The organism is Microbacterium sp. NPDC096154 (assembly GCF_040302945.1).
Classification (GTDB): domain Bacteria; phylum Actinomycetota; class Actinomycetes; order Actinomycetales; family Microbacteriaceae; genus Microbacterium.
Window position 1 is genome coordinate 230,645 of the sequence record NZ_JBEOSM010000004.1, and the last position, 11,695, is coordinate 242,339.

An 11,695-nucleotide genomic window follows, 5' to 3' on the forward strand; every position below is an offset into this window, starting at 1 on the left:
AGGAGCGCATTGCCTTCTGAACCCTCGGGCAACAGCGACCTCGATCTGGGCCTGCTCTCGCCCGCGACCGCGGGGCATGAGCAGCCGGTCACCGACGACGCCGTGCTCGCGGCGCTGGTGGCCGCAGAGATCGGCCTCGTGGAGGCGTACGCAGCGGTCGGCGGCCACGACCAGGCGCTCGATCGCGCGGTCATCCTCGAGCAGGCGCGCGAGCTGCGCGTCGAGGATGCCCGTGCGATCGCGCTCGCGGGCGTCGCGGGAGGCAACCCCGTCATCCCGCTGGTCAAGGAGCTGCGCCGGATCGCCGGCCCGGCCGTCAAGCCATGGGTGCACCGCGGTGCGACGAGCCAGGACATCCTGGACACCGCGCTGATGATCGTGGCGAAGGACGCCGCGGGCCACGTGCTCGCGGGGCTCGACGCCACGGCCGACGCGCTGGAGCGCTTCGCGCGCGAGCACCGCGACCAGGTCGCCGCCGCGCGCACGCTCACGCAGCACGCCGTGCCCACCACGGTGGGCCTGCGGGCGGCCGGATGGCTGCGCGCGGTGCGCCGCGCCCGCGCTCGGCTCGCCGCCGCGCGCGATGCCCTGCCCGCGCAGCTCGGCGGCGCCGGCGGCACGCTGGCCTCGTTCGTCGAGATCCTGGGACCGGATCGCGCCGCGCAGCTGCCGGCCGCGCTCGCCGAGGCGACGGGCCTGGCCGCCCCCGACGCGCCCTGGCACACCGCGCGGTGGCCCGTGACCGAGCTGGGCGACGCGCTCGTGCAGGCGCTCGACGCGCTGGGCGTGCTCGCCGCCGACGTCGCCACCCTGTCGCGCACCGAGATCGGCGAGCTCGCCGAGGGCACGGGAGGCGGTTCGTCGGCCATGCCGCAGAAGCAGAACCCGGCGCGCTCGGTGCTCATCCGGTCCGCCGCGATGCGCGGCCCGCACCTCGGTGCGGCGCTGCACACCGCCGCCGCGCTGGCGGTCGACGAGCGCCCCGACGGCGCCTGGCACGTGGAGTGGCCCACGCTGCGCGAGCTGCTGCGCCTCTCGCTCGGCGCCGCGGCGCACGCGGCCGACCTCGCCGAGGGGCTGCGTGCCGACGCGGATGCGGTGGCGCGCAATCTCGGGGCGACGCGCGGCCTGATCGTCTCGGAGCGCCTGTCGATCGTGCTCGGGCCCATCCTGGGCTCCGACAAGGTGACCGAGATCGTGCGCGCGGCCGGCCTCGGCGGCGACCTCGCGCTGCTCGTGCACAGCGCCCTCGATGAGGCCAACACCGCGGTTCCCCACGGACTCGACGACCTGCTCGACCCCGCGGCCTACACGGGGCTGGCCGGCCGCCTCGTCGACGGCGATCTGGGCGATGCGCCGCACATCGAGGTGGCCGACCCGTCCGCGCCGCGCGCGGTGGAGGCGCCGGGGCCCTACGATCCGTTCGACGACGGCTCGCACCTTCCCGAGCCGCGGCCCCGTCCGCGCCGCGGCTTCGACCCGTTCGACGACCCGTTCGGCGCCGATCCGAGCGCGGGAAAGGAACACCGATGACGCAGCCCGCCCTCACGTTCATGGCCCCCGTCGGGCCCGCAGGCGCGCCCCTGCTCGTGCTCGGCCCGTCGCTGGGCACCTCGACGATCCTGTGGGAGGACGTCGTGCCGCAGCTGGCCACGCGCTTCCGCGTGACGTGCTGGGACCTGCCCGGCCACGGCGTCTCCCGGCCCGCCACCGCTCCCTTCACGGTCGGCGAGCTCGCCGACGCGGTGGCCGCGGGCATTCGCGAGCTCGGCGCTCCCGCGCTGTACGCGGGCGTCTCGCTGGGCGGCGCGACAGGGCTCGAGCTGCTGCTGCGGCATCCGGATGTGGTCACCGCCGCCGCGATCGTGTGCGCGTCGCCGAAGTTCGGCGACCCGGCCATGTGGACCGAGCGGGCCGCGCAGGTGCGCACACAGGGAACGGGATCGCTCGTGGTCGGATCGGCCCAGCGCTGGTTCGCCCCGGGCTCGATCGAGCGCCGTCCGGTGCTGACCGGTCGCCTGCTGCACGCGCTGCGCGACGCCGACGACGCCAGCTACGCGCTGTGCTGCGAGGCCCTCTCGCAGTACGACGTGGTGCCGCGCCTCGGCGAGATCGCCACGCCCGTGCTCGCGATCTACGGCGAGCACGACGCGGTCTCGCCCGAGGAGCACGCGCGCACGATCGCCGACGGCGTGCGCGACGGCAGGATGATCCGCATCGACGACGCGTCGCACCTCGCCCCGGCCGAGCGCCCGGACGAGGTCGCCGCGACGCTGAACGAGTTCTTCGGAGGAGCACGATGACACGTCCCATGGGCGAGGGCCTGAGCGACGAGCAGCGCTACGACCAGGGCATGGCGGTGCGCCGCGAGGTGCTGTCGGCCGAGCACGTCGACCGCGCGACGGCCAACCAGACCGAGCTGAGCGCCGATTTCCAGGACTTCATCACGCGCGTCGCATGGGGTGACATCTGGTCGCGCCCGGGTCTCGACCGGCGGTCGCGCTCGGTGGCCGTGCTGTCGTCGCTCATCGCGCACGGGCACCACGAGGAGCTCGCGATGCACTTCCGCGCGGCCATCCGCAATGGCCTCACGATCGACGAGATCCGCGAGGTCATCCTGCAGTCGGCGATCTACTCGGGCGTCCCGGCCGCGAACACGGCCTTCCGCATCGCGAACGAGGTCTTCGGGGACTGAAGCCGGGGGTCATCCCCCTGCCCGACGACACGTGTCCTCAACGAGGACACGTCGTTCGAGCGCTCATCCCGCGTGTTCTCGTTGAGCACACGTGTCGTCGAGGCGGACGCTGCGAGGCGGACGCCGCGAGGCGGACGCTGCGAGGCGGACGCTGCGAGGCCCGGCCCCATGGGAGCCGGGCCTCGCGTGCATCGGTCAGTAGCCGACGGGGATGACGCCGTCGTCGGTCTGGTAGCCGGTGGTGGGGGCGTGGGGGATGTCGTCCCAGCGCTCCGGGTCCTCCTGCTGCACCTCGCCGGTCGCCATGCCGACCAGCACGGCCTCGATCGCGCGCACGTTCTGCTGGATCGACTTGCCGCGGGCCTTCTGGCCCAGGCTGCCCGGGCTGGTGTTGCCGCTGGTCTCGAAGAAGATCGCCGGGTTCGTGTGGCCCTCGGGGTTGAGGCCGTCGTAGTCGAGGCCGAGCATCATGGCCGACACGACGCCGCCGTGGATGTCGATCTCGACGCTGCCGCCCACCTGGTAGCGGTCGACGTTGGCATAGCCGTACTTCTCGAGCTCGTCGTAGACGTGCACGTGCATCTGCCGGGTCAGCACGTCGTACGCACCGCCCTCGATGCCGGGCAGGGTGGGGCCGCCCGGAGCGAGCGAGACGCCGAGCGACATGGTGACCGGGTCGCCGGTGCCGTACTCGGTCTTGAGGCCCTGGTGGTGGATGTCGATGGCGAACACCGGATCGACCATGGTCCAGTACTCGTAGAACGCGCGCGACTCGGCGGCCACGAACTCGCCGACCTGCCAGTCGCGGTTGAGGTCGATGCGCGTTCCGTCCTCGAGCACGGTGTGTCGGATGTTCAGCTCGGCGCCGTCGGGGTTGTACGTGGGGATCACGTGGAACGTGTAGGTGTCGCGCAGCAGGCGCCAGTCGGCCGAGCCGTTCGTGCCGAGCTCCTTCAGCACGGCCAGCAGCGAGTCGGCGCCGTACGGCTCGTTGCCGTGGATGCCGCCCTGCAGCCAGACGTTCTGCGGTCCGTCGCCGACGGTGGCGACGTAGAGGTCGCGCCCCTGCTCGGACGTGGTCACCTGCGTGCCCACCTCGGCGAGCGTCTGCACCTCGACGCCGAAGCGCGACGTGCGTTCCATCCGCTCGAGGTCGGCGATCACGTCGTCGTACGTGAGGATCGCCGAGGTGTTGGTCTCGCCCTCGGTGGAGGGGAAGCTGCCGGCGGCGACCGCGGGACCGCCGATCGCGAGCGGGGCGCCGAGGGCGACGACCGAGACGAGGCCGACGGCCGCACGGCGGGGAAGGAGGGAGCTGGACATGTGCTGCCTTTCTGCGATGAAAGCCGGATGGCACGTTCCCGGAAGCCGGGATTGCTCGGAGCGTATGGGCTGTGCCTCCCCCGTGGATGGGCAGTTCTGCCGTCCCGAATACCGGGATGCGCGGTTGCGCGGTCCTCTGAAGTCCTCGATCGCCTTGGCGGGCGCGCCGGGTCAGGGGGTCAGGGGTCAGGGGGTCAGGCCGTCAGGGGGTCAGGCCGTCAGGTCGATGACAGGGTCGCCGGGGCGACGGTCGTCGGCACGGTGGGATACCAGCAGCACCACGCGGTCGTTCGTCGCCCGACGCAGATCGGCCATCATGGCAGCCGCAGTCGGGGCGTCGAGGTGAGCCGTCGGCTCGTCGAGCAGGACGACATCCGCGTCGGTCAGCAGCGCGCGGGCGACGGCCAGGCGCTGGCGCTCGCCGCCCGACAGCGCCGAGCCGCCGGCGCCCACGCGCGTGTCGAGGCCTCGCGGCAGCGCCCGCAGCAGGGCGCCGAGCCCGGCGCGCTCGAGCACCGCGGCCATCTCGGCGTCGGAGGGCGCATCCGCTCGCGGCCGGGCGAGCAGCAGGTTGCCGCGCAGGGTCGAGTCGAACACGTACGCATCCTGCGGGCACCACGCGACGCGGCGGCGCCAGGCGGCCGCGTCGAGAGCCGTCAGGGGCGTGCCGTCGACGCGCACGGAGCCGGATGACGCGGGCAGCGCGCCCATCACGACCGAAAGCAGCGTGGACTTGCCGGAGCCGCTCGGCCCGCAGACGACGAGCCACTGGCCGGCGCGGACCGCGCCCTGCGCGTCGCGGAAGACGGGGGAGTCGGTGCCGGCGGAGTCGGTGCGGGGGTAGCGGGCCGCGACCCCGTCGAGCGCGATCTCCGCGATGCGCGCCCCGGGGCGGGCCGTGCCCCAGGTCGTCCTGGGCCCCTCGGCGAGCACGGGGGCCATCCGGGAGCGCACCTCGACCAGCGCGGGCACGCGCTGCGCGGCGGCCACCAGCTCGAGCAGCGGCTCGAGCGCGGCCAGCACCAGCAGGGCCACCACGCACGCGAGCTCGGCGCGCGCGCCCGGTGCCAGCGGCGCGACGCCGGCAGCGAGCGCGGTCGCCGCGAACACCACCACGGCGCCCCCGAGCCCGGCCGCCCAGGATGCGCGCCGCTCGGCGCGCGAGAGCCGCTGCGCGGCGTCGCCGACGGCCGCGAGAGCCGCTGCCGAGCAGCCGTTGCCGCGCAGGTCATCGGCCGCCGCGGCGAGCGCCGCCGTCGCCCGCACGAGCGCCGACCGCTCCCGGATGCGCGCGCGCTGCGCGCCCCGCCCGCTCGCGAGGGCGAGTGCGGCGCCGCCCAGCGCGGCGGCCGTGAGCGCCGCCGTGACCGTGACGGCGAGCTCGGGCAGCACGAGCGCGGTGGTCACGGCGATGCCGGCGAGCGACAGGATGCCCACGGCCAGCGGCGGGATGATCCGCGGCAGCAGGTCGCGCAGCTCGTCGGCGAGGATCACGAGGTAGTCGACCGGTGACCCGCCCTCGAGCAGCCGCCGCGAACCGGCGCCGCGCGCGGCGATCGCCCGCCACAGCCGCAGCCGCAGGGCGTCGACCATGCGGAATGCCGCCTCGTGCGTGAACAGCCGCTCCGCGTAGCGGGCGACCGAGCGGCCGATGCCGAAGAACCGCACGCCGACGATCGCGACGAGCAGGTACATGATGTGCTGCTCGACGCTCGCGCGCACGATCAGCCATCCCGACACCGCGCTGAGGGCGAGGCCCAGCCCGACTGCCGCGAACGCCAGCAGGACACCCACCAGCCAGGGCACGAGGGATCGTCTCGGGGGTGCGTGCGGGGCCGTGAGCGGCGCCGGTGCGAGGGACGCCGCTGTCGCTGCGGTCTCTCGCGCCGGCGCTTCGTGCCTGGTGGCCTGCATCCGCGCCGCGCTCGCTTCGCTCGCGGTCCGGCTGGGGCCGCCGACCGCGATCCGCGATCCGGCCAGCGCCAGCGTCTCGGGCTCGTGGGCCGCGAGCACGATCGTCGCGCGATGGGCCCGGCGCAGGATGGCGGCGCGCACGCGGTCGGCCGACGCGCGGTCGAGGTGCGCGGTCGGCTCGTCGAGCACGAGCAGCGTGGCGCCGCGGTCCACACGGGCGAGCGCGCGCGCCACGGCCAGGCGGCGCAGCTCGCCGGGGCTCAGCTCGGCGATGCGTGCGGCAGCGACGTGCGCGAGCCCGAGCTCCGCGAGCGCGGCGATCGGATCGCCCGCGCCGTAGAGCGCGAGCTCGTCGCTCGGGGTCGCGGTGAAGGCCCGCGGGGCCTGCGGCGCGTAGGCGACCGCATCCGGATCCGCGCCGTCGATGCGGCCCGTCACCTCGGCATCCGCGGGAAGAGCGCCCACGAGCGCTGCCAGCAGCGTCGACTTGCCGCATCCGCTCGGGCCGGTGATCGCGACGATGCCGTCGAGGCGGGCGTCCGTCCTGTCGAGCGTGGGCTTCTCGCGCCCGGCGTAGCGCACCGTGACGTCCTTCAGCGAGATGCCGGGATCGGCGCGAGAGGGGGAGCGGCGGCGCACGATCCTCGCCTCGGGTGCACGCGCGGTGATCGCGCGCACCCGCTGCAGTGCCGAGAGGCCGTTCTGCGAGGCGTGGAACGCCGTTCCCACGTCGCGCAGCGCCGCGAAGCACTCGGGCGCGAGGATCAGCACGAGCAGCGCCTGATGCAGGCCGATGCCGCCCTGCATCAGGCGCAGGCCCAGGAAGACCGCCACGACTGCGACCGAGATCGTCGCGATCAGCTCGAGCGCGAGCGCCGACAGGAAAGCCTGCCGGAGGGTCTCCTGGGTACGCCGGCGATACGCGCGCTGGATGCCGTCGAGCGCGGTCGACTGCTCCTCCACGCGCCCGAGCCCGACCAGCACCGGGAGCCCGCGCGCGAGCTCGGTGAGGTGGTCGGCCAGGCGCGACAGCGCGCCGAGCGCCTCGTCGGTGCGCGCCTGCGTGTGGCGCCCGATCAGCGCCATGAAGAACGGGATGAGCGGCACGGTCACCACGACGATGAGCGCGCTGATCCAGTCGGCGCCCAGGATGCGCAGCCCCACGATGGCGGGCACCACCACGGCGGCGATCATGGCCGGCAGGCTGCGCACGTAGTAGTCGTCGAGCTGCTCGAGCCCGTCGGTCGCGAGCATCGCGACCTCGCCCTCGCCCGGGACCCCCGCGTCGCCGTCGGCGATGCGCTGCCACAGCCGGGCGCGCAGGGTGGTCTTCACCGAGATGGCGACGCGCCGCGCGATGACGTCGGTCGCCCAGCCGGACGCGGCCCGCAGCGCGGCGCCGCCGACGCCCAGCAGCAGGACGCCGCGCTCGTCCACTGCCCCCTGCTGCAGCCCCGCGATTCCCGAGGCGATCGCCCCGGCCACCACCACGAGGCCCAGCGCCCGCAGCGCGGCCAGCACACCGAGCAGCAGCAGGGCGACGGGGCGCACGGGCCCGAGCTCGGGCCGCGTAGCCAGGCGCTTCGGCCGCGCGGCCTCGATCTCCCACGGATCCGAGCTGCGGTCGGGTGCGACCTTCCCGGCGGGGCGGGCTTCGCGCGTCGCGATGCCCGAAGCGGCGTGAGGGTTCACCTGGCGCGCAGGATGGCCGGCACGAAGCCGTGCGCGTTCGGGATGGCGCCGGGCGTGACGCGCTTGCGGAAGATCCAGTACGACCAGGCCTGGTAGCCGATCACGATCGGCAGCCCGATGCCCGCGAAGATCGTCATCATGCCGAGCGTGTAGTCGCTGCTCGACGCGTTGAACACCGTGAGGCTGTGCGCCGGGTCGAGCGTCGACGGCAGCACGTCCGGGAACATGCCGGCGAAGATCGATGCGGCGCCGAACAGGATGAACGCGGCGTAGCCGGTGAAGGCGCGGCCCTCGCGCCGCGCGCGGGCGCTGCGCCATCCGAACGCGGCGCCCGCGACGGCGAGCCCGACGAGCGTCCACGACAGGATGCCGCCGCCGTGCTGGAACTGCACCCACAGCGCCCACACGGCGGCCGGCACGAGGCAGAGCGGCCCCCACGTCGCGGCGAACCGGGCCGCGCGCACGCGCACCGGCCCGTCGCTCTTGAGCGCGAGGAACGTGGCGCCGTGCGCGAGGGCGAAGCCCACGCCGGCCAGACCGCCGATCACGGCCGGGGCGGTGAGCCAGACGAACGGGTGCCCCACGCGGTCGCCGTTGGCGTTCAGCGGCAGGCCGGTCGAGGTGATCGCGAGGGCGGCGCCGATGCAGAACGCGACGACCAGCGACCCCAGGCCGAGCGTCCACGTCCAGAAGGTCGCCCACCGCGGATCGGGGTTCTTGCCGCGGTACTCGATGCTGACCGCGCGCAGGATCAGCCCGAGCAGCGTGATCGTGAGCGGCACGTAGAGGGCCGAGAACAACGACGCGTACCAGAGGGGGAACGCCGCGAACAGGGCGGCCCCGGCGGTGATGAGCCACACCTCGTTGCCGTCCCACACGGGGCCGATCGTGTTGAGCATCACACGGCGGTCGGTCTCGTTCTTGGTGCTGAAGATCATGTGCATCCCCACCCCGAGGTCGAAGCCCTCAAGCAGTAGGAAGCCGATCCAGAGCACCGCGATGGCGATGAACCAGACGACGGGAAGCCCTCCGGCGGAGCCGTCCATCGGCACATTCATGTGTTCTCCTCGTTCGTGTCTCAGTAGGCGAACGCGAGCACGTCGTCGCGCGGGTCGTCGTCGCGGTTCTGGTGGCCGTGGTGCTGGTCGTCGGGGTCGTCATCCGGCCCGCGTTCGGTGCGCTCGATCCCGTGCTCCATCTCGGGCATCGCGCTGATCGTGCCGCCGCGCACGTATTTCACGAGCAGCATCACCTCGATCACCAGCAGCACGGCGTAGATCGCGGTGAGCGAGATCACCGAGAACAGCAGTTCGCCCACGGTGGTGCCGGGCGAGACCGCCGCCGCGGTGAACATGAAGACGCCGTCGACGCCGCTGGGGTCGGGGTTGGGAGCCACCACGAACGGCTGGCGACCCATCTCGGTGAAGATCCAGCCCGCGATGTTGGCGGCGAACGGCGCGGTGATGCCGAGCAGCGCGAGGCGCATGATCCACGGCGAGGCCGGCACGGTGCCCTTGCGGGTCAGCCACAGAGCGACGGCTGCGGCGAACGCCGGGATGGCGCCCAGCCCGATCATGAGGCGGAAGCCCCAGTAGGTGATCCACATCACCGGCACGTACGCGATCTCGGAACCCGCGCGCTGGCCGTAGAGCTCGTCCTCCGGGATGGTCTCGCCGTACGCGTCGACGTACTGCGTCTCGAGGTCGGTCACGGTCGGCATCTCGGTCGTGAAGTCGCCGGCGCCCAGCCAGCTCAGCACGTACGGGATCTCGATCACCGGGGTGACCGACTCGCATCCGGCGCCGGGGTCGCCGATCGACAGGACGGAGAACGACGATCCGGGAAGCTCGTCGTCGTGGCAGGCGGCCTCCGCCGCCGCCATCTTCATGGGCTGCTGCTGATACATCAGCTTGGCCTGCAGGTCGCCGCTGATCGCGACGGCGGCGAAGCCCACGAGCGCCACCACCGCGCCGATGCGCAGCGACCGGATCCACACGCCGTGATCCTTCTCGTCGCGCCCGCGCACCTCGGGGTGCGAGCCGACCACGACGCGGCCGTCGGCGTCCACGGTGTCGATGCCGTCGTGACGGCGGCGCCACAGGTGGTACCAGCTGATGCCGAGCAGGAACATGCCGCCCACCATCACGGCACCGGCGAGCGTGTGCGAGTAGGCCGCGATCGCGGTGTTGTTCGTGAGCACCGCCCACAGGTCGGTCATCACCGGGCGGCCGTCCTCGCCCAGCTCGACGCCCACGGGGTGCTGCATCCACGAGTTCGCGACGATGATGAAGTACGCCGAGACCCACGATCCGATCACGGCCAGCCACAGGGCGGCGAGGTGCACGCCCTTGCGCAGGCGGCCCCATCCGAAGATCCAGACGCCGAGGAAGGTCGACTCGGCGAAGAACGCCAGCAGGCCCTCGAGCGCGAGCGGGGCGCCGAACACGTCGCCCACGAAGCGGGAGTACTCGCTCCACGCCATGCCGAACTGGAACTCCTGCACGAGGCCCGTGGCCACGCCCAGGATGAAGTTGATCAGGTAGAGCTTGCCCCAGAACTTGGTCATGCGGAGCCAGCGCTCGTCGCCCGTGCGCACCCACGCCGTCTGCAGGATGGCGACCATCGCGCCGAGCCCCAGGGTGAGCGGGACCATGAGGAAGTGGTAGACGGTCGTGATGCCGAACTGCCAGCGGGCGATGTCGAGCGGATCCACGCGGGGCTCCTTGGGACGAGCGGATGAGGCGGGGTAGTTCCGCAGGGAGTCTACGCCGTGTAGAAGTAGTTCTACAACGCATCGAAGATGTTCTACGGACAAGCGAAGTCGGAGTAGAATGGCCTGTCACAGTGAACAGAGGAGGTGCGACATGGGCAGTCTGGGTGAACTGGAGCGCTCCGTGATGGACGTGCTGTGGGACGCCGGCGACGTCGCGCTGACCGCCTACGACGTGCAGGAGCACCTCGAGCGCGAGCAGGGTCGTCAGCTCGCAGCCACCACGCTGCTGACCGTGCTGTCGCGCCTCGAGAAGAAGGGGTTCGTGGCGTCCGACCGCTCGGCCCGTCCGCATCGCTACCGCGCGACCGCGAGCCGCGTCGACCACGTGGCCGAGCTGATGCACGAGGTGCTCGGCGACGCCGGCGACCGTGGGGCCGTGCTGGCGCGCTTCGTGGGCGGCGTCACGGCCGAGGACGCCGAGGTGCTGCGCCGCCTGCTCGCCGGCGCCGTCTGACCCGGCCGGAGACCGCATGACCCTGCAGGAGCTGGCCGCCGCGGCCGCCCTGATCGGGATCGCCGTGCTGCTCGCGTGGCCCGTGCCCATCCTGCTGTCGCGTGCCGCCTGGCCGGCCTTCGCTCCCGCGCGAGCCCTGCTGCTGTGGCAGCTGATCGCCGTGGCCGGTGGGCTCTCGATGATCGGCGCCCTGTGGCTCGTGGGGCTCGCGGTGCTGCCCGGCCACCCCGTGCTGGCGGCCCTTCCCGCGGCGGCGCTCGCGGCGTACCTGCTGGTGCACCTCGCGATCACGGTCGTGCAGTTCGAGCGTCAGCGCCGCCGCCATCTCGAGCTGCTGCTGCTTCTCTCGTCGCCGCACCCCACCCAGGCGCGCACACGGGTGCTGGATGACGCCGCCCCCGTCGCATACTGCCTGCCGCGCGGCATCGGCTCGGTCACCGTGCTGTCGCAGGGCCTGCTCGACGACCTCGATGCGGATGAGCTCGACGCGGTGATCGCGCACGAGCGCGCGCACGTCGAGCAGCGGCACGAGGTGCTGCTGGTGGCCTTCAAGGCGTGGCGCGAGGCGCTGCCGTGGTTCCCGATCGCCGCGCGTGCCGAGAGCGAGGTCGCCGCGCTCGTCGAGATGCGCGCCGACGACAGCGCCCGCCGCTCGACGCCCGACGCCGTGCTGGCACGGGCCATCCTGCGCGTGGCGGGTCCGACCGGCCCGGCCGAGCACGCGTCTTCCCGCCGCTCGCGCCACCACGACCGCTTCCTGCGGCTCGGGCGTCGCACCCCCTGACGCACCCCCGTCGCGACCGAGTGCACACCAATGTGCGTGTGGTCTCGGCCGCGCGCGAGT

General features: G+C 73.3%; 9 protein-coding genes. 5 read left to right on the top strand and 4 right to left on the bottom strand.

Annotation, left to right across the window (positions count from 1 at the left end; genetic code table 11):
- Positions 1 to 9 precede the first annotated feature (9 nt).
- The 3 genes from ABTW64_RS07645 to pcaC are packed head-to-tail and all read left to right on the top strand — an operon-like array spanning position 10 to position 2,695.
- On the top strand, positions 10 to 1,533 hold the full coding sequence (locus tag ABTW64_RS07645) for a lyase family protein (protein ID WP_350620941.1): 1,524 nt from the start codon (positions 10 to 12) through the stop codon (positions 1,531 to 1,533).
- Positions 1,530 to 2,303, top strand: coding sequence for an alpha/beta fold hydrolase (locus tag ABTW64_RS07650; protein WP_350620943.1), 774 nt, complete (start codon positions 1,530 to 1,532; stop codon positions 2,301 to 2,303). Before ABTW64_RS07645 ends, ABTW64_RS07650 begins: the two co-directional genes overlap by 4 nt.
- Positions 2,300 to 2,695 carry a 4-carboxymuconolactone decarboxylase gene (gene pcaC, locus ABTW64_RS07655; protein WP_350620945.1) on the top strand — a complete coding sequence of 132 codons (396 nt, stop codon included), beginning with the start codon at positions 2,300 to 2,302 and terminating at the stop codon, positions 2,693 to 2,695. Before ABTW64_RS07650 ends, pcaC begins: the two co-directional genes overlap by 4 nt.
- Positions 2,696 to 2,890: 195 nt before the next feature.
- On the opposite strand, the gene ABTW64_RS07660 is transcribed toward pcaC, so the two are convergent.
- From ABTW64_RS07660 to ABTW64_RS07675, 4 genes are all read right to left on the bottom strand, one after another.
- Positions 2,891 to 4,018 carry a M14 family zinc carboxypeptidase gene (locus ABTW64_RS07660; protein ID WP_350620947.1) on the bottom strand — a complete coding sequence of 376 codons (1,128 nt, stop codon included), beginning with the start codon at positions 4,016 to 4,018 and terminating at the stop codon, positions 2,891 to 2,893.
- A gap of 210 nt (positions 4,019 to 4,228) precedes the next feature.
- A complete protein-coding gene (gene cydC, locus ABTW64_RS07665) occupies positions 4,229 to 7,624 on the bottom strand; it encodes a thiol reductant ABC exporter subunit CydC (protein ID WP_350620949.1) in 3,396 nt (1,131 codons plus the stop codon).
- Positions 7,621 to 8,682 (bottom strand): cytochrome d ubiquinol oxidase subunit II, encoded by a 1,062-nt coding sequence (gene cydB / locus ABTW64_RS07670; protein ID WP_350620951.1) that lies wholly within the window; start codon positions 8,680 to 8,682, stop codon positions 7,621 to 7,623. The genes cydC and cydB overlap by 4 nt, the downstream gene beginning before the upstream one ends.
- Before the next feature lie 20 nt (positions 8,683 to 8,702).
- On the bottom strand, positions 8,703 to 10,337 hold the full coding sequence (locus ABTW64_RS07675; RefSeq protein ID WP_350620953.1) for a cytochrome ubiquinol oxidase subunit I: 1,635 nt from the start codon (positions 10,335 to 10,337) through the stop codon (positions 8,703 to 8,705).
- 151 nt (positions 10,338 to 10,488) lie between these two features.
- Here ABTW64_RS07675 and ABTW64_RS07680 point away from each other — a divergent pair, with 151 nt between their 5' ends.
- Both ABTW64_RS07680 and ABTW64_RS07685 read left to right on the top strand, forming a co-directional pair.
- Positions 10,489 to 10,851, top strand: a complete 363-nt coding sequence (locus ABTW64_RS07680; protein ID WP_350620955.1) for a BlaI/MecI/CopY family transcriptional regulator — start codon at positions 10,489 to 10,491, stop codon at positions 10,849 to 10,851.
- A gap of 16 nt (positions 10,852 to 10,867) precedes the next feature.
- Positions 10,868 to 11,635 carry a M56 family metallopeptidase gene (locus ABTW64_RS07685; RefSeq protein WP_350620957.1) on the top strand — a complete coding sequence of 256 codons (768 nt, stop codon included), beginning with the start codon at positions 10,868 to 10,870 and terminating at the stop codon, positions 11,633 to 11,635.
- Positions 11,636 to 11,695 lie beyond the last annotated feature (60 nt).